General features: G+C 64.2%; 21 protein-coding genes. 6 read left to right on the top strand and 15 right to left on the bottom strand.

Annotated elements, in window-relative coordinates; genetic code table 11:
* Window positions 1-114: 114 nt before the first annotated feature.
* The 3 genes from mreD to C84B14_RS11095 all read right to left on the bottom strand — a co-directional run bounded on the left by mreD (window position 115) and on the right by C84B14_RS11095 (window position 2,680).
* Window positions 115-600 (bottom strand): rod shape-determining protein MreD, encoded by a 486-nt coding sequence (mreD, locus tag C84B14_RS11085; RefSeq protein WP_293627809.1) that lies wholly within the window; start codon window positions 598-600, stop codon window positions 115-117.
* On the bottom strand, window positions 597-1,532 hold the full coding sequence (mreC, locus tag C84B14_RS11090) for a rod shape-determining protein MreC (protein ID WP_293627811.1): 936 nt from the start codon (window positions 1,530-1,532) through the stop codon (window positions 597-599). The genes mreD and mreC overlap by 4 nt, the downstream gene beginning before the upstream one ends.
* A 107-nt stretch (window positions 1,533-1,639) precedes the next feature.
* A complete protein-coding gene (locus tag C84B14_RS11095) occupies window positions 1,640-2,680 on the bottom strand; it encodes a rod shape-determining protein (RefSeq protein WP_006915356.1) in 1,041 nt (346 codons plus the stop codon).
* A gap of 251 nt (window positions 2,681-2,931) precedes the next feature.
* Between C84B14_RS11095 and gatC the strand changes: the two genes are divergently transcribed.
* From gatC to C84B14_RS11115, 4 genes are all read left to right on the top strand, one after another.
* Complete coding sequence (gatC, locus tag C84B14_RS11100; protein ID WP_293627814.1) at window positions 2,932-3,219, top strand: Asp-tRNA(Asn)/Glu-tRNA(Gln) amidotransferase subunit GatC; 288 nt, start codon at window positions 2,932-2,934, stop codon at window positions 3,217-3,219.
* Window positions 3,216-4,679 (top strand): Asp-tRNA(Asn)/Glu-tRNA(Gln) amidotransferase subunit GatA, encoded by a 1,464-nt coding sequence (gene gatA / locus C84B14_RS11105; RefSeq protein WP_293627816.1) that lies wholly within the window; start codon window positions 3,216-3,218, stop codon window positions 4,677-4,679. The genes gatC and gatA overlap by 4 nt, the downstream gene beginning before the upstream one ends.
* A complete protein-coding gene (gene gatB / locus C84B14_RS11110; protein WP_293627818.1) occupies window positions 4,679-6,130 on the top strand; it encodes an Asp-tRNA(Asn)/Glu-tRNA(Gln) amidotransferase subunit GatB in 1,452 nt (483 codons plus the stop codon). The genes gatA and gatB overlap by 1 nt, the downstream gene beginning before the upstream one ends.
* Window positions 6,131-6,917: 787 nt before the next feature.
* Window positions 6,918-7,334: a secondary thiamine-phosphate synthase enzyme YjbQ gene (locus C84B14_RS11115; protein ID WP_293627820.1), complete on the top strand. Its 417-nt coding sequence runs from the start codon at window positions 6,918-6,920 to the stop codon at window positions 7,332-7,334.
* Between the two features lie 145 nt (window positions 7,335-7,479).
* Here the strand turns inward: C84B14_RS11115 and C84B14_RS11120 are convergent, their stop codons facing one another.
* The 12 genes from C84B14_RS11120 to cutA all read right to left on the bottom strand — a co-directional run bounded on the left by C84B14_RS11120 (window position 7,480) and on the right by cutA (window position 20,044).
* On the bottom strand, window positions 7,480-7,974 hold the full coding sequence (locus tag C84B14_RS11120) for a superoxide dismutase family protein (RefSeq protein WP_353224091.1): 495 nt from the start codon (window positions 7,972-7,974) through the stop codon (window positions 7,480-7,482).
* A 41-nt stretch (window positions 7,975-8,015) separates the two neighbouring features.
* Window positions 8,016-9,035, bottom strand: coding sequence for a hypothetical protein (locus C84B14_RS11125; protein ID WP_293627824.1), 1,020 nt, complete (start codon window positions 9,033-9,035; stop codon window positions 8,016-8,018).
* A complete protein-coding gene (locus tag C84B14_RS11130; RefSeq protein ID WP_293627826.1) occupies window positions 9,032-11,665 on the bottom strand; it encodes a galactose oxidase-like domain-containing protein in 2,634 nt (877 codons plus the stop codon). Before C84B14_RS11130 ends, C84B14_RS11125 begins: the two co-directional genes overlap by 4 nt.
* Window positions 11,666-11,939: 274 nt before the next feature.
* Entirely contained in the window at window positions 11,940-13,532 is a 1,593-nt protein-coding gene (gene purH / locus C84B14_RS11135; protein WP_293627828.1) for a bifunctional phosphoribosylaminoimidazolecarboxamide formyltransferase/IMP cyclohydrolase, read from the bottom strand.
* A gap of 90 nt (window positions 13,533-13,622) precedes the next feature.
* A complete protein-coding gene (fis, locus tag C84B14_RS11140; RefSeq protein ID WP_293627830.1) occupies window positions 13,623-13,880 on the bottom strand; it encodes a DNA-binding transcriptional regulator Fis in 258 nt (85 codons plus the stop codon).
* An 82-nt stretch (window positions 13,881-13,962) separates the two neighbouring features.
* Window positions 13,963-14,856, bottom strand: a complete 894-nt coding sequence (gene prmA / locus C84B14_RS11145) for a 50S ribosomal protein L11 methyltransferase (protein ID WP_353224094.1) — start codon at window positions 14,854-14,856, stop codon at window positions 13,963-13,965.
* Entirely contained in the window at window positions 14,849-16,204 is a 1,356-nt protein-coding gene (gene accC, locus C84B14_RS11150; protein WP_353224096.1) for an acetyl-CoA carboxylase biotin carboxylase subunit, read from the bottom strand. Before accC ends, prmA begins: the two co-directional genes overlap by 8 nt.
* A 10-nt stretch (window positions 16,205-16,214) precedes the next feature.
* The gene (gene accB, locus C84B14_RS11155; RefSeq protein WP_353224098.1) at window positions 16,215-16,682 is read right to left on the bottom strand and encodes an acetyl-CoA carboxylase biotin carboxyl carrier protein; all 468 of its coding nucleotides are present in this window, start codon (window positions 16,680-16,682) and stop codon (window positions 16,215-16,217) included.
* Between the two features lie 6 nt (window positions 16,683-16,688).
* Window positions 16,689-17,144 carry a type II 3-dehydroquinate dehydratase gene (gene aroQ / locus C84B14_RS11160; protein ID WP_353224100.1) on the bottom strand — a complete coding sequence of 152 codons (456 nt, stop codon included), beginning with the start codon at window positions 17,142-17,144 and terminating at the stop codon, window positions 16,689-16,691.
* A 172-nt stretch (window positions 17,145-17,316) separates the two neighbouring features.
* A complete protein-coding gene (locus tag C84B14_RS11165; RefSeq protein ID WP_353224102.1) occupies window positions 17,317-17,862 on the bottom strand; it encodes a TlpA family protein disulfide reductase in 546 nt (181 codons plus the stop codon).
* On the bottom strand, window positions 17,859-19,706 hold the full coding sequence (gene dsbD, locus C84B14_RS11170) for a protein-disulfide reductase DsbD (RefSeq protein WP_353224104.1): 1,848 nt from the start codon (window positions 19,704-19,706) through the stop codon (window positions 17,859-17,861). Before dsbD ends, C84B14_RS11165 begins: the two co-directional genes overlap by 4 nt.
* A complete protein-coding gene (gene cutA, locus C84B14_RS11175; RefSeq protein WP_353224106.1) occupies window positions 19,703-20,044 on the bottom strand; it encodes a divalent-cation tolerance protein CutA in 342 nt (113 codons plus the stop codon). Before cutA ends, dsbD begins: the two co-directional genes overlap by 4 nt.
* Window positions 20,045-20,201: 157 nt before the next feature.
* Here cutA and C84B14_RS11180 point away from each other — a divergent pair, with 157 nt between their 5' ends.
* On the top strand, window positions 20,202-20,837 hold the full coding sequence (locus tag C84B14_RS11180) for a peroxiredoxin (protein ID WP_353224108.1): 636 nt from the start codon (window positions 20,202-20,204) through the stop codon (window positions 20,835-20,837).
* Window positions 20,838-21,043: 206 nt separating this feature from the next.
* Entirely contained in the window at window positions 21,044-22,741 is a 1,698-nt protein-coding gene (ilvD, locus tag C84B14_RS11185) for a dihydroxy-acid dehydratase (RefSeq protein ID WP_353224110.1), read from the top strand.
* The last annotated feature ends 786 nt before the right edge of the window (window positions 22,742-23,527 follow it).

Consider the following 23,527-nt stretch of genomic DNA (forward strand, 5'->3'; position numbering starts at 1 on the left):
AATCGTCGCATTGCGTGCGAACGGATGCAGCGCCGCGACGCAGCGCAGGATCGCGCCCAGCGGATTCGACCGTGGACCCCGGCAGCGATCACGAACCTTTTTGAATTCCCTCGCCTATCCGACCTCTAATTCGGCGATGCGTTCCAGCAGCGATGCCCACACCGGCCAGACGAGCGTGGTCGTTGCCACCGGCAGCCAGCGCCACCACTGATTGACTTCGGCCCCGGTCACGCCATCGATCCAGAACAGCACGAACTCATAGAGTAAGAACACCGGCAACAACAGCACGCTCTGCTGCCAGATCGGAAAACTCCACAGCAGCTCGCGCATGCGGATGACGGCATAGCCTGCCACGGCGAGCGCAAGCCCGTGTTCGCCCAGCGGCGTGCCGTAGATCACGTCGATCAGAACGCCACAGGCCCAGGCTGCGAGCAGGCCAAACCGCCCCGGCTGCATCAAGACCCAGAACAGCACGGTCGCCGGGTACATGGCCGGGCGGATCGCCGACAGCGCGTCGGGCAGCGGCAGAATCGCCAGAAACAGCGCGCCGCCCAGCGTAGCCAGAATAAGCAGGCCGCTGACGCGGCGCTCGGTAATCATGGAGCCGGGGTGTCGCCGTTCGCATTGCCGTTCGCATCGCCATTGGCCGGGCCGGCACTCTCGGCCTGAGCCTCGGCAACCGGGTCGCTCGTGTTATCGGTCCACACCAGCAGCACTTCCCGGCCGCGATTGAGGTGGGCCGTGGGGCTGGCCACCACTTCCAGAAACTCGTCGCCCGGCTGGTGGACCACGCTGGTGACCTCGGCCACCGGGTAGCCGGCGGGATAGCGCCCGCCCAGGCCCGACGTCACCAGCAGATCGCCCACCTGAATATCGGAATTGTTGGCCAGAAAAGGCAGCCGCAGCTCGTTCGACTTTCCGCTGCCCTGGGCAATCGTCTGCAGGCCGGTACGGTTGATCTCGACCGGAATGCCGTGATTGGCATCGGTAATCAGGATCGCGCGCGAACCCATGGGCGTGACGTCGGTGACCTGGCCCATGATGCCGTTGGCGTCGACCAGTGCCTGGCCAACGAACACGCCGTCGGTGGAACCCTTGTTGAGCTTGATGTAGTGGCGATACGGGTCGGGGCTCACCGACAGGATGCGCGCGATCAGCACGTTCTGGTCGAGCGAACTGGCCGAGGCGAGCAGGGCACGAATACGCTCGTTTTCTGCCTGCAGGGATGCCAGGCGCTGCAGGCGTGCCTGAAGCAAAAGCACTTTCTGTTCAAGCGCTTCGTTGTCGGCAATGAGCTGGCCGCGATCGAAATAGCGGCCCATGTAGTGGGCCATCTCGCCCGGCAGTTCGGCGATCATCTGAATGGGCTGGGTCGCGACCGCCAGCGTGCTGCGGATCGGCTTGAGCGAAGTGCTCGCGTGATCGACCATCATCAGGATAATCGATATAACCACGATCGCGACGATCCGAAGGCCCGGCGTGATGCGTCGTCCCAGCAGCGATGATTTGTCGTCCTCGGCGAGTCCGCGCACTCAACGCCCCTGAAACCGTGGAATAAACCGTAATTATCGCGCCAGATTAGGCCGGCGCACGGACCTTCGCAACTTTCATGCAGTTGCGAAGGCGACAGACCGCGGTCTTACTCCAGCGCGAGCAGCTGGCCGGTCTTGCGGTCGATCATTTCCAGGAGAATGCCGCCACCACGGGCCACGCAGGTCAGCGGATCGTCGGCCACGATCACCGGCAGGCCGGTTTCTTCGGAGATCAGTTTGTCCAGGTCGGCCAGCAGCGCGCCGCCGCCGGTAAGCACGATTCCGCGCTCGGCCACGTCCGAGCCCAGCTCCGGCGGGGTGGACTCCAGCGCCAGCTTCACGGCGCTGGTGATGTTGGACAGCGGTTCCTGCAGCGCATCCAGCACTTCGTTGGAATTGAGGGTGAAGGCACGCGGCACACCCGCCGACAGATGCCGGCCCACGACCTCGATTTCCTTGACCTCGTGGCCCGGGAAGGCGGTGCCGATCTGCTGCTTGATCGATTCGGCGGTGGATTCGCCGATGAGCATGTTGTACTGGCGCCGCACGTAGTTGACGATCGCTTCGTCGAACTTGTCGCCGCCGGTGCGTACCGACTCGGCATAGACGATGCCGTTGAGCGAAATCACCGCGACTTCCGAGGTACCGCCGCCGATATCCAGAACCATCGAGCCGCGTGCCTCGCCGATGGGGATACCGGCGCCGATGGCCGCTGCCACGGGCTCTTCCACCAGATACACGCGGCGCGCGCCGGCGTTGGAGGCCGATTCGCGGATCGCACGGCGTTCCACCTGGGTCGAGCCATAGGGCACACAGACCAGAACGCGCGTCATCGGACGCAGCATGCGCTTCTTGTGCACCTTGCGGATGAAGTGCTGGAGCATCTTCTCCGTGACGGTGAAGTCGGCGATCACCCCGTCCTTGAGCGGACGGATGGTGGTGATGTGGTTGGGTGTGCGCCCGAGCATGCGCTTGGCGTCGTGGCCGACCGCCTCGATACGCTTGCCGCCGCGCGCGTCCATGCGCACCGCGACAACCGACGGCTCGTTGAGCACGATGCCCTGATCGCGCGCATAAATCAGCGTGTTGGCTGTACCCAGATCAATCGAGAGATCGTTGAGGAACAGGCCGCGAAAATTGTCGAACATGTAGAGCACACCCGAGGGCAAGTACAAAAAAGCGCGTGATCGGCACGCGCGGCGGGCGCCGCGAAGTTGCATGGCGGCGCACAAGCGAACCCGTGAATAGGTCAGAGGTTCTTCAGGAGCGCAATGCTAGCAACGGGCTTGCGTAACGGCAACGCTGACGACGGCCGCCATGGCACTTATGCTAGTTTTAGCCGCGCGCGGCGGCGCTGCGCTGTGTTTTTACGCCCCCTGTACTGGTTGGAAGAATTACTGTGAGTCTGAGCGAAGAGCAGGTTCGGAATGTGGCGCGTCTGGCCCGCCTGGGCCTCGATGACGACCAGATCGCCGAATATGCCGGCGAGTTGTCGAACATCCTCGACGTCGTGGCAAGCCTGGAACAGGCCGATACCACCGATGTGGAGCCCATGGCCCATCCGCTGGATCTGGCCGCGCGGCTGCGCGCCGACGAGGCGGTGGCGGTGCAATCGCGCGAGGATTTTCAGGCCATTGCGCCCGCGGTGGCCGAAGGCGTCTATCTCGTGCCGAAGGTGATCGAATGAGCGACGAGCGCAGTATCCGCCAGCTGGCGGGCGATCTGGCGGCGAAAAAGCTCAGCGCCGTCGAATTGACCGACCACTTTCTCAAGCGCATTGCCGCCCATGACGAGCGGCTCAATACGTTGATCAGCCACAGCGAGTCGACCGCGCGCGAACGCGCCGCGGCCATCGATGCCGGCACCGACGCCGGCACGCCGCTGGCCGGGGTGCCCATCGCGCACAAGGATATCTTCTGCACCCGCGGCGTACGCACCAGCTGTGGCTCGCGCATGCTCGACAACTTCGTTGCACCTTATGATGCGACCGTGGTCGAGCGCCTGGCGGCGGCGGGTACGGTGTCGCTCGGCAAGACGAACATGGACGAATTCGCCATGGGTTCGTCCAACGAAACGAGCTTCTACGGCGCGGTACGCAACCCCTGGCACACCGACTACGTGCCGGGCGGCTCCTCGGGCGGCTCGGCCGCGGCGGTGGCCGCCGGCCTGGTTCCCGCGGCCACGGGCAGCGATACCGGCGGCTCGATCCGCCAGCCGGCCGCCTTCTGCGGCGTGACCGGTATCAAACCGACCTACGGGCGTGTATCGCGCTACGGCATGATCGCCTTTGCATCGAGCCTGGACCAGGGCGGCTGTTTTGCCCGCTCGGCCGAGGACTGTGCCGCGGTTCTACAGGCCATGGCCGGCTTCGACGAGCGCGATTCCACCAGCGTCGAACGCGCGGTGCCCGACTACAGCGCGGCGCTTGACGCCCAGGGCGATGATTTCCTGAAGGGCATGAAGGTCGGCCTGCCGAAGGAATACTTCGCCGAAGGGCTGGACGACGCCAGCCGCCAGGTCATTAACGCCGCGATCGCCGAATTCGAGGCGCGCGGTGCCGAGATCGTCGAGATCACGCTGCCGCATACCGATCTGGCGGTATCGACCTATTACGTGCTGGCACCGGCCGAGGCCTCCTCCAACCTGGCTCGGTTCGACGGCGTGCGCTATGGCTATCGCTGCGACAACCCGGTGGACCTGGAAGACCTGTATACCCGCTCGCGCGGCGAGGGCTTCGGCCGCGAAGTGCAGCGGCGCATCATGGTGGGCGCCTATGTGCTGTCGGCCGGCTATTACGATGCCTACTATCTCAAGGCGCAGAAGACCCGCCGCCTGATCGCCCGCGACTTCAGCGATGCCTTCGACAAGGTGGATCTGATTGCTGCGCCGGTCACCCAGGCGCCGGCCTTCAAACTGGGCGAAAAGCTCGACGACCCGGTATCGATGTATCTCAACGACGTCTACACGCTGCCGGCGAGTCTGGCCGGCCTGCCGGGCATGTCGGTGCCGGCCGGCTTTGTCGACGGTCTGCCCGTCGGCCTGCAGCTGCTCGCACCGTGGTTCGAGGAAAGCCGTCTGCTGGGGGCCGCGCATGCCTATCAGCAGTCCACCGATTGGCACAGCAAGCGTCCGGCAGGGTTCGAATAATGGCCTGGGAAACCGTCATCGGGCTGGAAGTGCATATCCAGCTCGCAACGCAGAGCAAGATCTTCTCCACGGCGCCGACCGCCTACGGGGCCGAGCCGAACACCCAGGCCAGTGCGGTGGATATCGCGCTGCCCGGGGTGCTGCCGGTGATCAACGGCCAGGTCATTCGTATGGCCACGCTGTTCGGCCTGGCCATCGATGCGGATATCGCGCCGAAATCGGTGTTCGCGCGCAAGCATTATTTCTATCCGGATCTACCCAAGGGCTATCAGATCAGCCAGTTCGAGCTGCCGATCGTGGCCGATGGTCACCTGGATATCGTGTTGCCGGATGGCACCGAAAAACGGGTGGGCATCACCCGGGCGCATCTTGAGGAAGACGCCGGCAAGTCACTGCACGAAGCGTTTGATCGCGATACCGGCATCGACCTCAACCGGGCCGGCACGCCGCTGGTCGAATGTGTCTCCGAGCCGGATATGCGCAGCGCGGCCGAGGCGGTGGCCTATGCCCGCAAACTGCATGCGCTGGTTCAGTATCTGGGTATCTGCGACGGCAACATGCAGGAAGGCTCCTTCCGCGTGGACGCCAACGTCTCGGTACGCCCGGGCGGCTCGACGGAGTTCGGTACCCGTACCGAAACCAAGAACGTGAACTCCTTCCGTTTTCTGGAAAAGGCGATCGAGTTCGAGGTCGAGCGCCAGATCGACGTGCTCGAATCGGGCGGCACCATCGTGCAGGAAACCCGGCTCTACGATCCGGACGCCGACGAAACCCGCTCCATGCGCAGCAAGGAAGAAGCCCACGATTATCGCTACTTCCCGGACCCGGATCTGCTGCCCGTGGTCATCGACGAAGAGTTCGTCGCAGCCGCGCGCGCCGATCTGCCGGAGTTGCCGGACGCCAAGCGCGAGCGTTTCATGGCCGAATACGCCCTGGGTCGCGAAGACGCCGCGGCACTGACCAATTCGCGCGCCCTGGCGAACTATTTCGAGGCCACGGTGGCCGCGGTCGGTGGCGACGCCGCCACCCATGGCAAGCCGGCCGCGAACTGGATCATGGGTGATCTCTCCGGCGCGTTGAATCGCGAAGGGCTGACGATCGCCCAGTCGCCGGTCAGCGCCGAGCAGCTTGGCGGCCTGATTGCCCGCGTGGCGGATAACACCATCTCCGGCAAGATCGGCAAGGACGTGTTCGAAGCCCTGTTCAAGGGCGAAGGCGAGTCCGCCGACGCGATCATCGAAGCCAAGGGCCTGAAACAGATCACCGACAGCGGCGAAATCGAAGGGTTCGTGGATCAAGTCATCGCCGACAACCCGGATCAGGTCGAACAGTACCGCGAAGGCAAGACCAAGGTCATCGGCTTTCTCGTCGGCCAGGTCATGAAAGCCTCGAAAGGCAAGGCGAACCCGAAAGAAGTCAATCAGATGATGGCGGCGAAGCTCGCCGAATAGCGCGGCCGGCCGGTTTGTCGGCCGCAGATTTCGCAGGCTGGCTGTACCGCTTGTCGGGAAGAGGGTCGTCTTGCGGGGCGCGAGGAACCACCGGCTATGTTCGTCTGTGGGTTCGCACTACGGTCGGTTTGCTTGTTTGTCCGCAGATCAACGCAGATCGACGCAGAAAAAATCAAAGGTTGGATCGGATTGCCAGGTACACCCGACCACTCGATGGCCTTGTCTTTCAATCTGCGTAATTCGCTTAGTCTGCGGATTGTCTTCGGGGAACACCGACGCCGTTCTGTCCGGTGCCTGAAGGCGCGATAGCCTGTCGCGCGTGATCAACCGTCTTCATCTGTGTAGATCTGCGTCGATCTGCGGACAGTATTCCGCGGCAGCAGTTGTCGTGCGTTGCTTGCATTGCTGCGGGAAGTGTTTGTCTCGTCGGTCGCCTGGGTTGTTTGTCCGCAGAGCAACGCAGATACAAGTAATCACATGCTTTTGGCGTGTTTGGACCGTTAGCTTGGCGCACTTGAGGGAATCCGCGTAATTCGCGAAGTCTGCGGTTTGTTTCATGAAGCGGGCGCTATTCTTCCGTATGACAGAAGGCGCGATCACTTTTCGCGCGATAAACCGTCTTTATCTATGTAGATCTGTGTAGATCTGCGGACAATATTCCGCGGCCGTAGATTTCCTGCGTTGCTCGTATTGCTGCGGAACGTGGTTGTCTCGTCGATCTGCGGACAAAAAATGCCCCATGTGCAACGCCCTTGTAATCCCGGTGAAAGGCGCCACGATTAAACGCATGCAACGCACGCTTTCATTCCAGACGCCCGGCCGTTCGACACGGGATATCACCGAAGACGTCAACGCGGTGGTACGCGAGGCGGGCGTGGCGACCGGCGTATGCCATGTATTCATTCGGCACACGTCGGCGTCACTGATGATCTGCGAAAACGCCGATCCGGATGTGCGCGAAGACGTGGAACGCTGGATGGCCAAGGCCGTGACCGATGGCGACCCCATGTTCGTGCACGACATGGAAGGCCCCGACGACATGCCCGGCCATATTCGCAGCATTCTGACCGGCATGGATCTGACCGTGCCGATCACCGACGGCGCGCTCAACCTGGGCACCTGGCAGGGCATTTATCTCTACGAGCACCGCAGCGCGCCGCATAACCGCGAGGTGGTGGTGACGCTGCTGCCGGCGGCAGGGTAGAGCGCGAGCGCCAGGCGCAAGCAGCCGGCCGTGTCGGCTACGGCTCGCCGCGAGAACCACTTACCGGCCTGACTATCTTCGACTTGTAGGTCGCTGCGCCCGCGAGCGGTTCCCCAGCTCAGGCAGTAACGCAACGGCCCCGCGTCTATTCGATCACGCCACAGTACATGCGTGCGCCGCCCTTGCCGTGGGCGTGGTTCGACGCCGCGTGGTGCTGGTAGCGGTCGGCGCCGGCGTGGATCATGATCGAGCGCCCGGCGAGATCGGCGACGCGCAGGCGTGGCGCCAGAACCGGAATGGTCGCCGAACCGCCGGGCTCGACCGCGAGATTGGGCAGATCGCCGAGATGACCCTGACCGTAGGGGCCGCCATGCCGGCCGGTATCGTGCGGGTCGTAATGGCCGCCGGCAGCGGCACCTATCGTCATGTGCCCGTCTTTCGCTGCGGCGCTGCAGTCGGCATGGCTATGGATATGGGCGCCGTGCAAGCCGGCCGGTTCGAGATCGTGAAGATCGGGCGTTACCAGCAGCCCGTGTTCAGTGTCGGAGAACGTTACGACGCCGACGAATGCGCTCGGCCCATCGTGGCTGAGGCGATGCACTTCGACTGTCTTGGCGCCGGCATCTGCGACCGCGCTCATTGTCAGTGCCAGTGATGCCGCGATGGCGAGGCGCCCGGCGTTCACGGCGCTCGGGCGATCGGCGCCACCGGCTTCCATTCGGTGACGCCTTCGATCGCATCCTCGCGTTCGCCTATCGTCACCGGGATCGACCAGCGCTTGATCACGTTGTCATTGTCATCGGACTCGACCTCACCGAGGTGGCCGATACGAGGATCGACCCAGCCATAGCGTGGCTGGCTCGAAACCTCGGCCCAACTCACGCCATTGCCCGCCTCGTAGCCGGGCGCGCCGGCAGGCGCGGCCTGCTGCCAGGTCGTGCTATGCCGGTTCACCGCCACGCCGCGCTCGTCGAAGCGCAGCATGGGCTCGGCGTCGGCGCCGTGCACCACCAGCGCCGCGTCGCCGGCATAGGACAGGAACAGCCCGGCACGCGCGCTGCCGTTCATGGCGCGCACCACAACGTTCGAGGCCAATGCGTTCGTCACACGGGCCTCCGGAATGCCGGTGGGTTCGGGCACGAACTGAAAACGGCCGCTGATGGCGCTGCGTGTATCGCCATATTGCACGGGGATGCGCCATTCGCCGACGTCGGCGCTCTTGCCTTCCCGGCGAACGGTGTCCGCTACGGCGACGGTGTCGGTGCGCAGACGCAGATCGAACCAGCCCCAGTTCGCGGCCGGTTCGACCTCCTGCCAGTTCGGTGCCCGGGAGGCATCGGCAGAGAAGGTGCCCGGCGCCATGAGCGTATTGCTGCGGTGAAACGCCGCGGCGCCCAGGTCGGCTTCGACAACGCCGCCGCCGATGCGCAGAAACGCACGCCCGTTGTCATCCAATATCGTCAGCGGCCGCTCACCCGGATTGGCCACGAGCAGCTGCGGGGCGAGGGTACGACGCAGCTGTACCCGTACGCCCTCGAGCTCGGCCGGCAGCGGGTCGAGCACGGCACGCACGGTGGCGTCGTCTTCGTTGCCGGAATGCCCGGCATGGCCGTGGGCCAGCGCGCTCGCGCCCAGAAGTATCAGGAGGGTAAAGTGCCGGCTCGTGGCAACGAGCCGGCGTATGGATAGACGGCGCATCATTCGCCGTCTGCCTCGTTGTTGCCGGCGCTTTCGCCGAGATCCTCGGCAAGGCCCTTTCCGGCTTCGGGCAGGCTCGTGGCGGTATCGACGCCCACACCCGCGGCGCGCTTGCCGGCCTGGGTGAGTTCCTCTCCCACCGCGGGCGCGCCCTCGATCAACTCGCCCGGTGCCGGAATGATGCTGGTCACGCCCGACAGCAGATCGGTGATCGGCATGATCGGCGAGACGTCGTCTGCGGCCTGGCCGCTGCCCAGCAGGCCGTCGCCGGCTAACAGGCCGCCGACCAGCCCTTCGCTGTCATCGCCGTCGGCAACCGGGGTCGCCGGTTCGGGCTGATTGATCTCACCCTGACCGGCCGGGTTCGGGGCCACGCCCACCGGCGTCGACACCGACGGTACGCGTTTGCCGTCGGCGGCTTCGAAGCTGGCGAACAGCATGTACTGGCCCGCGGGCAGTACCGCCGGATTGGCCGTCATCTGTACGGTGAGCGCGTTGCCACTACGCGAAACGATCGGCAGCACCACCGCGCGTTGATCGCCGTCGACCAGGTGCGTGGTGGCCGTACGGCGAATGAGCATGACCTGATCCACGGCCAGGTTGCTCACCGTCATGGTGAAGGTGTCGCCGTTGGTTTCGAGGTCGGCGGGCGCGTTCTCGATCACGGGCCGGTCGCTGCGCATGGCGTAGGGCGGGGTATAGATCTCGAAGGAGGGGTCGCGGCTTTCGTAGTTGGCCAGGCCGATACTGTCGAGGTTGATGTTCGATGCGTAGGCCGTGTTGATCGGCGAATGGCCGCCGACGAGCACGCGCCCGTCGGGCATCAGCAACGCCGTGTTGTGGTAGGTACGCTTGCGATGCGCTCGCGTCATCACCTGCCAGGTTTCGGTCTGCGGATCGAAGCGTTCGGCTTCGCGGATCGCGCCTTCCGCCCCGGGGACCACCACGCCGTCCCGATCGCCGCCGGAGAAGATCATGACGCTGTCGTCAGGCATGATCACGGAATAGCTGTACCAGCGCGGCCGGCTCAGCGGTCCGGTCAGTCGCGAGGAATAGCGCATGTCGTCGCCGTTGACCTCGACCGTATCGATACGCGAGGACGACACCGGCAGGTAGCCGCCGGGGCTGCCCACGGTGACATAGGTGGGTACACCGCCGGCGGTCAGGAACTCGGCTTCGTGGTAGCCGCCGTTTTCGTCCGGGCGCAGCGGGAGCATGGCCGAGAAGGTCGAACCGCGCATGCCGGAGCCGATCGTACGTTCCAGCGTGCGGGCGTCGACCGGCGTATCGGCCAGTTGCTCGATTGCGGCCGCGGGATTGCTGACGGTCGTGCCCACCAGATCGCCAAGCAGGCTGGTGACCTGTTTGCCGTTCAGATTGGTCGGGTTGAGGGTGCTGGTCAGTTCCTTGAGTCCGATCTCATTGAACTTGAGCGGCAGCCCGGCATAGCCCAGATCGGTCCATTGCTGGGTGTCCGGATCGTAGGCGGCCACGATATTCCAAAGTGCCTGATCGTAGGCCTGGCCGAACGGATTGAATGCCTGGCCGCCGGCGTTGTAATAGACCTGGCCGTTCGGCAGCAGGTGCAGGCGCGGGAACAGCGGCAGCGAGCGCTGTGCGGCGTCGCCGTTCTCGCTCCAGCGCCCGGTATCCAGGTCGTAGGTTTCGGTTTGCGTGACGTTGCGCCCGGAGTTCAACGGCTGTTCCGGATACACCGGCTTGAGCAGCTTGGTGACACCGCTGGCCACGAACACGTCACCGTCGGCGAGGGTCACGAGGGTGGGGTACCAGCGCCCGAACGTCATGTCGCCGCTTTGCGTCCACGTATTGCTTTGCGGGTCGAAGATACGCGAGGACTTGAGCCCTTCGAGTTCGACCACGCCCACCGGCAGGCCGTCCACGCCGGGCTCGGTGTAGTAGTCGGTCCCGCCTACCGCCATCATGCTGCCATCGGCAAGGAATACCACGTCCGCGCAGAACAGGGCGCCGTCGTTCTTGGCGGTGTTGTCGGCGGTGGACAGAATGCCGTCGGGCACACCCGGCAGGCCGCGCGCGATGGTTTCGCTGTCGTTGCCCTTCGGGTTGGCGCCGCCGTCGATCGGGGAGGGTTTTTTCCACGACGGCGTGTCGCCTTCGCCCAGGCTGAGTACCCGCGACTGATCGTTGACGGTGACCTCGCCGAACTCGGCCACGATCGACAGCTCCACGTTCTCGGTGCCTTCCAGGGCATTGAGATAGACGAAGCGGCCGTCGCCGAGATTGGCCACCGTGCCGGCCGCCGGCTTGCAGCTCAGCGTGCCGTCCTCGCGCGTCAGGCAGCGTTCGTCGGTTTCCACCGTTTTACCGTCGACCACGAGGGTGGGTTCGGCAAAGGGTTCGCTGAAACGACCGCCGATCTGCGGCGGCAGGTTGTTCGCCTCGGCGCCGCGTGGCGCGGCGGCGGGTCTGGCCGTAGACGCAGTGTCCGCGGATGCCGAAGCCGTATCGGTGGAGTCGCTCTGTGCGGGCGTATCCGGCTTACCGGCATTGAGCAGTTTGCCCAATACGCCGTCGTCGAGGGCAGCCAGCGCCGGGCTGGATGACAAACAGAAAGCCAGGGCGGCCGTCGTCGCCGCAGACAGGGTCGTGCGCATCGGGTTCTCCTCCGACAACTTCGAGGCATTTTTGTCGTTTTGCCCGAGTCGTTTTATTTGTGATCGGTCGGAAGCAACCGTTAGCACGCGCCAATTAATTGGCGCAAACACGAAATTCGCGTCGGAAAGCCGTCTGTCGCGGCACAAGGCTTTGACTACAGGGGGTTAGCCAGTCGTCAAATTTTTGGGAAAAATTACCCAGAGACGTTTCTAGCGCCCGATCGGCTCGATCCAGCGCAGTCGGGCCGGGTGTTGCGCCCGGCCCGCAGCGGCCCTAGTGATGAAAGTGGCGAATGCCGGTAAAGACCATGGCAATGCCGGCTTCATCGGCGGCGGCGATCACTTCGTCGTCGCGAATCGAGCCGCCGGGCTGGATCACGGCCTTCACGCCGGCTTCGGCGGCGGCGTCCAGGCCGTCGCGGAAGGGGAAGAAGGCATCCGATGCCATCACCGACCCGGCCACTTCCAGCCCCGCATCGCGGGCCTTGATGCCGGCGATACGGGCTGAATCCACACGGCTCATCTGCCCCGCGCCCACGCCGATCGTGCGCCCGTCGCGGGCGTAGACGATGGCGTTGGATTTCACGTACTTGGCCACTCGCCAGGCAAACAGCAAGTCCTGTAGCTGGGTGCCGTCGGGCTGGGCCTTTGTGACCACATCGAGCTTGTCGCGGTCGAACAGCAGGGCATCGGCGTCCTGTACCAGCAGCCCGCCGGCGATCTGGCGCATGGCCAGCTTCGGCGTGTCGCCGGCCTTGAAGTCGCCGGTGGCGATCACGCGCAGATTCTTCTTCTTGGAGAAGGCCTCCAGCGCGGCGTCGTCGATACGCGGGGCGATGATCACTTCCGCGAACTGGTTGGCCAGAATCTGGTTCGCCGTGTCTACATCCAGGGCCTCGTTGAAGGCGATGATGCCGCCAAAGGCCGAGGTGGGGTCGGTGGCGAAGGCGCGCTCGTAGGCGGTCTTCAGGTCGGGACCGACGGCTACACCACAGGGGTTGGCGTGCTTGACGATCACGCAGGCCGGGGCCTGGTCGAAGGCGCGTACGCAGGCCAGAGCCGCGTCGGAATCAGCCAGGTTGTTGTAGGACAGCGCCTTGCCCTGGCACACGCGGGCATCCACCAGGCTCGCGGCCACCGGGTTGGAGGCGGCGTAGAGGGCCGCCCGCTGGTGCGGGTTCTCGCCGTAGCGCAGATCCTGGCGCTTGGTATAGGTCGCCGCGAAGCGGGCCGGCAGCACGTCTTCGGCTTCGCTGTCGGGCGTGCTCTCGTCGCCCTGCAGATAGTCGGCGATGGCTCGGTCGTAGCCGGCGGTATGGTTGAAGCCCTTGGCAGCCAGACGACGGCGGGTGGCGGTCCGGGTGCCGCCATGGGCACTCAGATCATCCAGTACGGCGTCGTAGTCCGCAGCATCCACGACCAGGGTCACGAAGGCGTGGTTCTTGGCCGCGGCACGCAGCATGGCCGGGCCGCCGATATCGATCGTCTCGATGGCCTGATCGCGCGGGCAGTTCGGGTCGGCCACGGTCTGTTCGAAGGGGTAGAGATTGACCACCACCAGGTCGATGGGCGCGATGCCCTGTTCGGCCATCACCTCGTCGTCCTGACCGCGCCGGCCGAGAATGCCGCCATGGATCTTGGGGTGCAGCGTCTTCACGCGCCCGTCCATGATCTCCGGCGCGCCGGTGTGGGCGGCTACATCGACCACCTCAACGCCGGCTTCGCGCAGCACGCGGGCGGTACCGCCGGTCGAAAGGATTTCGACACCGTGCTCATCGGCCAGCGCCTTGGCAAAGGCGGCCACGCCGGTCTTGTCGGAAACGCTGATCAGGGCGCGGCGGATGGGGGCGTGTTCGGTTGCGGTCACGATAGCCTTTGTCCGTGAGACGGTTTGTATTGGGTTCAAATAAAAACACCCGCAATGCGGGTGGTAGCGTTCTTGCCGTGATGCGACGGTCTAGCGGTCGAGGGCGTAGTTGCGCAGCTTCTTGCGCAGGGTGCCGCGGTTGATGCCCAGCATTTCCGCGGCCCGCGACTGGTTGCCCTGGCTGTAGTCGAGCACGCGCTCGAGCAGCGGCTTTTCGACCTGTTCGAGCACCATCTGGTACAGGTCGCGCGGCGGTGCGCAGCCGTTGAGCGATTCGAAATAACGATCGAGACTGGCGCCGACATAATGACTGAGCGGCTTGGCAGCGTCGGAGTCGGTCTTCGGCATTCGAAACGGGCGCACTGGCGGGACAAGGCGCAAAACTATAACGGCATTTCCCGCCCAGAGAAAGACGACTTTCGGCTATTCGTTACCCAGCCCCGTGGCGCCAGCCGTTCAGGCGTACCCAGTCCTCTTCCACGGCCGGTTCGGCGAACTCGAATGCGCGATCGTAGGCGTTCTTCACATCCTCGATCTGGCGCGTGAGCAGTCCCGACAGCACCAGCGGCGCACCGGGTGCGGCATGGGCGGTCAGCGTGGGGGCGAGGGCGATCAGGGGCTTGGCCAGAATGTTCGCCAGCACGATATCGAAGCGGCGTTCGCCGATGCCATCGAGGGCCGGGGTCTGGATACGCTCGAGCACGCCGTTGCGTTCGGCGTTTTCCTGGGTCGCCCTGACCGCCTGGTCGTCGATATCCACGGCCGTGACCGAGGCCGCACCGAGGCGCGCTGCGGCCACCGCGAGAATGCCCGAACCGCAGCCATAGTCGAGCACGTGCTTGCCGGCAAGATCGGCCTCGGCCAGCCACGCCAGGCACAGGGCCGTGGTCGGGTGGGTGCCGGTCCCAAAAGCCAGGCCGGGGTCCAGGCGCACGACGATGGCTTCATCATCGGCCTCGACCGGGGCGTTGTGGGGCGCGATCCACAGCCGTTCGCCAAAGCGGATCGGCGGATGCTGGGCCAGCCAGGCGCTGGCCCAGTCCTGGTTTTCCAGGCGATCCGTGCGAATGGTTGCCTCGTTGCCCAGCGCTTCGCGCAGAGCGGCTTCGATGGGCTCGGCACGGGTGCCGTCGGTGAACAGGCCGGTAATGCGCGAATCCACAAAAGCCGGCTGTTCGTTGGGCGTGTTTTCCACGGTGATGTCGTCGCCGGCATCGAGCACGGTCACCGCCTCGGCATCAAAGCTTTCGAACACCGCCTCGGCCAGCGACGCCCGCGGCGTTTCCACCGTAATCTGCAGCCATGCGACGGGGGCGTCAGCCACGGCCGCTTTCTTCCTTGAGCTTCTTTTCCAGCCAGTGGATCGATACGCCGCCGGCGATATGGGCCGGATCGTGGATGATGCGCTTGTGCAGGGCGATGTTGGTGTTGATGCCCTCCACGACCATCTCCGAAAGTGCCATATCCAGACGCGCGGCTGCGGCTTCGCGGGTATCGCCATGGGCGATGAGCTTTCCGATGAGCGAATCGTAGTAGGGCGGAATGCTGTAGCCGGCATAGATATGCGAATCCATGCGAATGCCCGGGCCGCCCGGCGCGTGGTAGGCCTGGATCTTGCCCGGCGAGGGCACGAAGGTTTCTGCGTGCTCGGCGTTGATGCGGCATTCGATGGCATGCCCGCGCAGGACGATGTCTTCCTGCTTGTAGCGCAGCTCGTGGCCGGCAGCGATACGCAGCTGCTCGGCAACCAGGTCCACGCCCGTGATCATCTCGGTCACCGGATGCTCGACCTGAATACGGGTGTTCATTTCGATGAAATGGAACTCGCCGTTTTCGTAGAGGAATTCGAACGTGCCGGCGCCGCGATAGCCGATGCGCTTGCAGGCATCCACGCACAGCTTGCCGATATGCGCCCGCTCTTCGGCGGTGATGCCCGGCGCCGGCGCTTCTTCCACCACCTTCTGGTGGCGGCGCTGGGGCGAGCAGTCGCGCTCGCCCAGATGGATGGCATTGCCGTGGTTGTCGGCCAGCACCTGAACCTCGATATGCCGGGGCAGTTCGAGGTATTTCTCCATGTAGACGGCCGGGTTGCCGAAAAAGCTCGCGGCTTCGCGGCGGGCCATGTCGATGGCGCCGGCCAGGGCCTTGGCCTCGTAGACCACGTGCATGCCGCGCCCGCCGCCGCCGCCGGCGGCCTTGATGATGACCGGAAAACCGATCTTCTGGGCCAGCTTGCGGTTGGCGGCGTCGTCGGCGGTCAGCGGCGCGCCGGAGCCGGGCACACAGGGCACGCCCGCGGCCTGCATTTCCTGAATGGCCGAGGTCTTGTCGCCCATCAGGCGGATGGTTTCGGCACGCGGGCCGATGAAGGTGAAGCCGGACTGCTCCACGCTTTCCGCGAAATCCGCGTTTTCGGACAGAAAGCCGTAGCCGGGATGAATGGCGCTCGCGCCGGCCACTTCGGCCGTGCTCATGAGCGCGGCCATGTTCAGATAGCTCTTGGCGCTTTCCGCCGGGCCGATACACACGGCTTCCTCGGCGAGCAGCACATGCTTTTGTTCGCGGTCGGCGGTGGAATAGGCCGCGACCACGGGCACGTCGAGTTCGCGGCAGGCGCGCAGAATACGCAGCGCGATCTCGCCGCGATTGGCGATGAGGACTTTGCCTAACATGGGCGCCCCCTTACTTGACGACGAACAGCGGCTGATCGAATTCGACCGGCTGGCCGTTTTCGACGAGCACGGCGCTGACTTCACCCGAAACTTCCGCCTCGATCTGGTTGAGCATCTTCATGGCTTCGATGATGCACAGCGTATCGCTGGGCCCGATCTTGTCGCCCACGTCCACGAACGGCTTGGCGTCCGGCGCCGGTGCGCGATAGAAGGTGCCCACCATGGGCGAGCGCACGATATGGCCTTCCGGCGTATCGTCTTCTTCCTCGGCGCTGCCGGCGTCGCTGCCAGCGCTTGTCGCGGCGGCGGCGGGCGCCGGGGCGGCCGGCGCCATCGGCTGCGGCGGGGCGGCCGGCATGCTGCCCGGCGCCGGATAGCGGCCGATACGAACGGATTCTTCGCCTTCGGTGATCTCGAGTTCGGCGATGCCCGAATCCTCGACCAGCTCGATGAGCTTTTTCAGTTTGCGGATATCCATGGGGGGCTATTTCTCCTCGGTGGCCTCGGCGGCGCGCGCCATCGCAGCATCCAGGGCCAGGCTGTAGCCCTGCGCGCCAAAACCGGTGATGGTGCCGATCGCGATATCGGCGATATAGGAATGGTGGCGAAACGCTTCGCGTTGCGCGGTGTTGGATAGATGGATTTCGATACAGGCCAGCTGGGTGCCCAGCAGCGCGTCTCGCAGCGCGATGCTCGTATGCGTGAACGCGCCGGGGTTGAACAGCACGCAGGCGACGTTTTCATCGCGGGCGGCGTGAATGCGATCGATCAGGTCGCCTTCGCTGTTGGACTGAAAACTGGCCAGGCTATGGCCGTGCTTGCTGGCGCGTGCTGCCAGGCGCTGCTCGATATCGGCGAGCGTGTCGTGGCCGTAGACCGCCGGCTCGCGGGTGCCGAGCAGGTTCAGGTTGGGTCCATTGAGCAGCAGAAAATGAGCCACGCAGGCCGTCCGTGTCTGGCGATGGCTGGAGTCTGCCCCAAGGAAATTGGCGTTACAACCGAAAAGAAAGTGTTTTCGCGACCGTTCGCTGCCGTATTGTCGGTAATTCGGCGACGTTCACCCCAGCCGGGCCGCATCGTTGCGGCTGTTTCGCGCCATTCGGGGCACTGGCTCAGTCTTTGGTGGCAGATGCCCTTTTTTCGAGCAATGGCTGCACGATATCGGACAATCGCGCATGACCCAGCGCACCGGCGATACGGGCAACGACTTTGCCATCCCGATCGACGATGGCCGTGAACGGCAGCACCCCGGCCGGCGCATCGGCGGCGGTATAGCGATCCTGGATGCGGGCGCCTTCGGTGGCATCCGCCAGCACCGGATAGTTGATGTCGTAGCGCTCGGCGAATTCGCCCGCGGCGTCCGCTGTATCGACGGCAATACCCAGAATCTGAAGGCCCCGATCGCCATATTCGCGCTGGGCGTCGATAAGCATGGGCACTTCTTCGCGACAGGGTTTGCACCAGCTGGCCCAGAAGTTGAGCACCACCACCTGGCCGTCATAGTCGGCCATGGCATGCGGCTGTCCCTGCAGATCGGTGAGGCTGAAGTCGGCACGGTGCGGCGTGTCCTCGGCGCTGTACCCGTAGAGCAGCGCGGCCGCGGCTGCCACGGCGACCAGCACGACCACGCCCAGGATATTGGCGGTGCGACGAGTCATGGCGAACGCTCCAGGCGGTTCAGACGATCGATGAAGCCGGCCGGGTCAATGGTGCCGATCAGGCGCTGGTCGTCGGCTTCGCTGCCGTCGGGGCGATAGAACAGCACCGTGGGCGGGCCGAATACGTCCAGCTCGCGCATGAGCGCGCGGTCGGCGCCGTCGTAATCGGTGACGTCCACCTGCAGGGCCACAACATTCGAAAGCGCTTCGCGCACATCCGGCTCGGCGAACAGGCCATGCTCCATCTGTACGCACTCCACGCACCAGTCGGCATAGAAATCCACCACTGCGGCCCGGTCGTTTTCGCGGGCGTTGGCGAGCGCGGCCTGAAGCTGGTCGAGATCGGCCACGCGGGTGAAGGGGGAGCTCGTATCGTCTTGCGTTGGGCTGCCGGCAGCGGCCGGGCCCGTAGTCAGCGGCGCGAGGGGGCGCACGGCGGTCGCGTTTTTCGCGCCGGCCAGTACGCCCACCGTGGCCGCCCCGGCATAAATGAACAGCAGGAAGACCACGCCGCGCAGAACGGCACGCCCGGCACGCGCGGCCGGGTCCAGCGTGGACAGATAGCTGCCATAGCCTAGGGCCAGCAGACCCCAGCCGGCCAGGCTGACCGGGTTGGGCAGAATACGGGTGAGCAGCCAGAGGGCAACGGCCAGCAGGATCACGCCGGACAGGATCTGGACTTCCTTCATCCAGGCGCCGACATGGGGCATGAGCCGGGCGCCGAACACGCCAATCGCGATCAGCGGTACCCCCATGCCCAGGCCGAGCATGAACAGCGCGGCACCGCCCAGCAGCATGTCGCCGCTGCTGGAAATATAAAGCAGCGCACCCACCAGCGGCGGCGCCAGACAGGGCCCGGCGATCAGGGCCGAGAAAAAGCCCATCAGCGACGCGCCGGCGATGCCACCACGGCGGGCGCCGATGGCGCTGGCACGCTGGCGGATCGGCGCCGGCATTTGCAGCTGGAACAGGCCGAAGGCTGCCAGGGCAAGCAGCACGAACACCACGGCGAAAGGAATGAGCACCGCCGGCATCTGCAGCGCGGCCTGGAGGTTGGCGCCAAAATAGCCGGCGATTACGCCGAATACGGTATAGGCCGCGGCCATGGCCAGTACATAGGCCAGCGACAGCGCGAACGCCCGGGCCGGCGTCGCCTGGGCGCCGACGATCAACCCCGACAGAATCGGGATCATCGGCAGAATGCAGGGCGTGAACGCCAGCAGCAGGCCGAACAGGAAGAACAGCCCCAGCGTAGGCAGCGTGCCGGCACGGGCGAGCCGGCCGGCCAGATCGTCCTGCTGGGTGAGAAAGCCGCTATTGCTTGCGGCCGTTCCCGTGTCGTTTGTATCTGCCGCGTCGCCGACAGGCGCCGTGCCAATCGTCAGCGTTTTCGTCTGCGGCGGATAGCACAGGCCGGCGTCCGCGCAGCCCTGATAGGTCACGCGAATACGCGCGTCGTCGGCAAGCGTCGTATCGCGGGCCACCGGCAACACCACTCGTATACGGTCGCGATACGTTTCGACCGGGCCGAAGAACTCGTCGGTATGTTTCTCGCCGTCCGGAACCTGGGCCTCGCCCAGGGTCGACGGACCGGCGTCGACCAGTTCGAAATCGAAGGCGTGGCGATACAGGTAATAGGCGTCGGCAATCTGCCAGGTCACGGCCACATCGCCCTCGGCGGTGCGCGTCGCCGTGGGGGCAAAGGCTTCGTCTACCGGCAGAAAGTCGCTCGCGGCGGAGGCGCTCACGCTGGCGAGGCTGGCCAGGGCGAGCAGGCAGAGCGCCAGCGCCTGCCAAAGCCATCGCCGATGCGCTGGCCGGGCTGTATCCAACGCGGCGTTCACTGGGGGCGGGTCTGCTCGTCGAGCCAGTCGAGATAGGCCGCCGAGCCCTCGACCAGGGGTACGGCGACCAGCTCGGGCACATCGTCCGGGTGCAGGGCGGCCACGCGCGCCTGGATTGCCGGCAACTGTTCGGCGCGGGTCTTTATGAGCAACAGCAGTTCGCTATCGATTTCGATCTGGCCCTGCCAGCGATAGACCGATTCCAGCCCCGGCACGATATTCACGCAGGCAGCTTCGAAGTGTTCGACCACGGCGCTGGCAATACGGCGGGCGGTGTCGATATCCGGGCAGGTCACATAGACCATACGGGCGTCGGCGGAATGTCGCGTTTCGTTCATGGCCCGCATTCTAGAAGTTTGCGAGGCGTTGCGCGATCACACGGCGGTCTTGTCCACGGCGAACCCGGCCCCAGAATAAAAACCTAAGTGAAAGTTATTTAGTGGCCGCGAATGGCACTGTTATAGTCGCGCCACAACAACGAACGGAGTATTCGACATGAGTTTGCGACTGGGCGATACCGCACCCGATTTCAATGCCGACACGACCGAAGGCAAGATCAACTTCCACGAATGGCTGGGCGACAGCTGGGGCATGCTCATGTCGCATCCCGCCGACTTCACCCCGGTCTGCACCACCGAGCTGGGCGCCGTGGGCGGCCTGACGGAACGCTTTGCCAAGCGCAACGTGAAAGCGATCGTGGTATCCGTGGACTCGGTCGAGGACCACAAGGCCTGGTCCAACGATATCCAGGAAACCCAGGGTAATGCGGTCAACTTCCCGATCATCGGCGATACCGACCGCAAGGTGGCTCAGCTCTACGACATGATTCACCCCGGCGAAGGTGATACGTCGACGGTGCGTTCGGTGTTCATTATCGACCCGAACAAGAAGATCCGCATGACGCTCACCTACCCGAAGAGCGCCGGCCGTAACTTCGACGAAATCCTGCGCGTGATCGATTCGCTGCAGCTCACCGACAACTACAAGGTCACCACGCCGGCGAACTGGCAGGACGGCGACGACGTGATCGTCTCGCCCGCGCTGTCCAACGAGGAAGCCGAGAAGCTCTTCCCGGCCGGTTGGAACGAGCTCAAGCCCTACCTGCGCATGACCAAGCAGCCGAACAAGTAACCCCCTTTTTCGGCAGGCAAACGAAGGCGCGGTCTTTTCAGGCCGCGCCTTTTTTTGTGTGTACTGCACGGGTCGCGGCATACTAGCCGGCTCGATCACGGGCAGGGCCAGAGCATGGCCCGCCGGGCCGCGAGCCCGGGCGGTGCGCAGGCCACGCCCGAGATGAACAAACACACGACTTTTCAGACCCACCACGAGAACACATCATGGCCGAGGACACGCCGAAACAGCGCCGCAGTCACGTCGTCACCCAGGGCACCTCGCGTGCACCCAACCGCGCCATGCTGCGCGCGATGGGCTATACCGACGAGGACTTCAACAAGCCCATCGTAGGCATCGCCAACGGCTACTCGACCATCACGCCCTGCAATATGGGCCTGAACGATCTCGCCAAGCGGGCCGAAGGCGCGCTCGAAAACGGCGGCGCCAAGTCGCAGATGTTCGGCACCGTGACCGTGTCCGACGGCATCTCCATGGGCACGCCGGGCATGAAGTATTCGCTGGTCTCCCGCGAAGTGATCGCCGACGTCATCGAAACCGCTGTGCAGGGCGAATCCATGGACGGCGTCATGGCCCTCGGCGGCTGCGACAAGAACATGCCGGGTGCCATGATCGGCATCGCCCGCATGAACGTGCCCGCCATCTTTGTCTATGGCGGCACCATCAAGCCCGGCCATGCCTTCGGCGAAGACCTCACCGTGGTCTCCGTTTTCGAAGCCGTCGGCCAGCGCGTCGCCGGCAAGATCGACGACGAACGCGTCAAGACGGTTGAATGCAACGCCTGCCCGGGCGCCGGTTCCTGTGGCGGCATGTTCACCGCCAACACCATGTCCAGCGCCTTCGAGGCCATGGGCATGAGCCTGCCGTATTCCTCCACGATGGCGGCGGAAGACGAAGAAAAGGCCGAAAGCGCTGCCCGCTCGGCGGAAGTGCTCATTCAGGCCATCGAGAAGGACATCAAGCCGCGTGACCTGCTCACGTTCGAGGCCTTCGAGAACGCCATCACCCTGATCATGGCCGTGGGCGGCTCCACCAACGCCGTGCTGCATCTGCTGGCCATCGCCCAGGCCGCGGACGTGAACCTCACCATCGACGACTTCGAGCGCATCCGTGCCAAGGTGCCGGTGTTCTGCGACCTCAAGCCCTCCGGGCGTTTCGTGGTCACCCAGCTACACGCCGCCGGCGGCATCCCGCAGGTGCTCAAGATGCTGCTCAACGCCGGCCTGCTGCACGGCGATTGCCTGACGATCACCGGCGAAACGCTGGCCGAACCCCTGGCCGACGTGCCGGACGAACCGCCGAAGAGCCAGAAAGTCATCCTGCCGATGGAAGAGGCACTGTATAAGTCCGGCCATCTGGCCATCCTGAAAGGCAATCTGGCCGAAGAGGGCGGTGTCGCCAAGATCACAGGCCTCAAGAACCCGGCCATCACCGGCCCCGCCCGCGTGTTCGACTCCGAAGAAGAAGCCATGCAGGCGATCGTCGACGAAAAGATCGTCTCCGGCGATGTCGTCGTCATCCGCTACGAAGGCCCCAAAGGCGGCCCGGGCATGCGCGAAATGCTCTCGCCGACCTCGGCGATTGTCGGCCGTGGACTCGGCGAAGAAGTCGGCCTGATCACCGACGGGCGTTTCTCCGGCGGCACCTACGGCATGGTCGTCGGCCACGTCGCCCCGGAAGCCGCCGTCGGCGGCAATATCGCCCTGGTGCAGGAAGGCGACACCATCACCATCGACGCCCACGAACGCAAACTGCACCTGCACGTCAGCGACGAAGAACTCGCCGACCGCCGCAACGCTTGGCAGCCCAAGCCGCCGAATGCGACTCGGGGTGTGTTGGCCAAGTATGCGCGGTTGGTTGGGACGGCTTCGAAGGGGGCGGTTACGGATCAGGGCGACGATTGACTGGCACTGGTTGATTAACCGTCTATTGAAAGCCCGCTTCGTGCGGGCTTTTTTATGTTCATCGATTCTGAGATGCTTTAAGCGAACAGCGGGGAACGCCGGTCGTACGCGTTAAAACCTAATCGAAAAATCGGTATTCCGCTTTTCGATAACTACAAGCTGTAAGTGTTTGAACAATAGATAGCCACGTATTGCTATGCGAAAACAGGTGTAATCGCTATACCTAGCTTCGTCCGTATACTTGGCGTTAAACAACACTCGGGTTAAGGGGCTATATCGACGAATTTAGGGTAGAAAAAGCCGAAAAAGCATGATATTTACGAAGTGACAGCGAGCTGGCGCATAACGAAGTTCATGCGACATCACGCAGCCACTTCGGTCCGCGGACTTTCGCGCCTTTATCTGCTTATTTCGACGCTAGCTATGCGGGAGTCGTTCAGTGTCGTCTAACAGCCCGTTGAAGCGGACGTTACTTACTTCACGGATTTTTTTATGTGCGGCAATACTCAGGTAGCACGTGCCATCTGCGGGTCTGTGCCTGACGCCGCTTAACTGGGTGGCGTTGGGTACTATTCGTATGAAGCTAGTAGTCCTCATGTTATCGACCGCGTTAATTAGCGGATGTGGGGCGCGCAACGATCTATGGCAGCCACATTCAATAACTCCGGCATCGGTAACGGCTAAGCCGCTTGATGATGTGACGTCATTTCCAGCGCGCTTCTTGCCTGCAGTGCTGACTGCTCGGGAGTACTTGGCGAAGAATGGTAACGACCCGGCTGACTTCTA

The organism is Salinisphaera sp. C84B14, assembly GCF_040361435.1.
Classification (GTDB): domain Bacteria; phylum Pseudomonadota; class Gammaproteobacteria; order Nevskiales; family Salinisphaeraceae; genus Salinisphaera.

Bases quoted from the DNA above. Each gene is read 5' to 3' on its own strand.
- mreD (WP_293627809.1), bottom strand. From the start codon at position 600: ATGATTACCGAGCGCCGCGTCAGCGGCCTGCTTATTCTGGCTACGCTG.
- C84B14_RS11095 (WP_006915356.1), bottom strand. From the start codon at position 2,680: ATGTTCGACAATTTTCGCGGCCTGTTCCTCAACGATCTCTCGATTGAT.
- gatA (WP_293627816.1), top strand. From the start codon at position 3,216: ATGAGCGACGAGCGCAGTATCCGCCAGCTGGCGGGCGATCTGGCGGCG.
- gatB (WP_293627818.1), top strand. From the start codon at position 4,679: ATGGCCTGGGAAACCGTCATCGGGCTGGAAGTGCATATCCAGCTCGCA.
- C84B14_RS11115 (WP_293627820.1), top strand. From the start codon at position 6,918: ATGCAACGCACGCTTTCATTCCAGACGCCCGGCCGTTCGACACGGGAT.
- C84B14_RS11120 (WP_353224091.1), bottom strand. From the start codon at position 7,974: ATGAGCGCGGTCGCAGATGCCGGCGCCAAGACAGTCGAAGTGCATCGC.
- C84B14_RS11125 (WP_293627824.1), bottom strand. From the start codon at position 9,035: ATGATGCGCCGTCTATCCATACGCCGGCTCGTTGCCACGAGCCGGCAC.
- C84B14_RS11130 (WP_293627826.1), bottom strand. From the start codon at position 11,665: ATGCGCACGACCCTGTCTGCGGCGACGACGGCCGCCCTGGCTTTCTGT.
- fis (WP_293627830.1), bottom strand. From the start codon at position 13,880: ATGCCGAAGACCGACTCCGACGCTGCCAAGCCGCTCAGTCATTATGTC.
- accC (WP_353224096.1), bottom strand. From the start codon at position 16,204: ATGTTAGGCAAAGTCCTCATCGCCAATCGCGGCGAGATCGCGCTGCGT.
- accB (WP_353224098.1), bottom strand. From the start codon at position 16,682: ATGGATATCCGCAAACTGAAAAAGCTCATCGAGCTGGTCGAGGATTCG.
- C84B14_RS11165 (WP_353224102.1), bottom strand. From the start codon at position 17,862: ATGACTCGTCGCACCGCCAATATCCTGGGCGTGGTCGTGCTGGTCGCC.
- cutA (WP_353224106.1), bottom strand. From the start codon at position 20,044: ATGAACGAAACGCGACATTCCGCCGACGCCCGTATGGTCTATGTGACC.
- C84B14_RS11180 (WP_353224108.1), top strand. From the start codon at position 20,202: ATGAGTTTGCGACTGGGCGATACCGCACCCGATTTCAATGCCGACACG.
- ilvD (WP_353224110.1), top strand. From the start codon at position 21,044: ATGGCCGAGGACACGCCGAAACAGCGCCGCAGTCACGTCGTCACCCAG.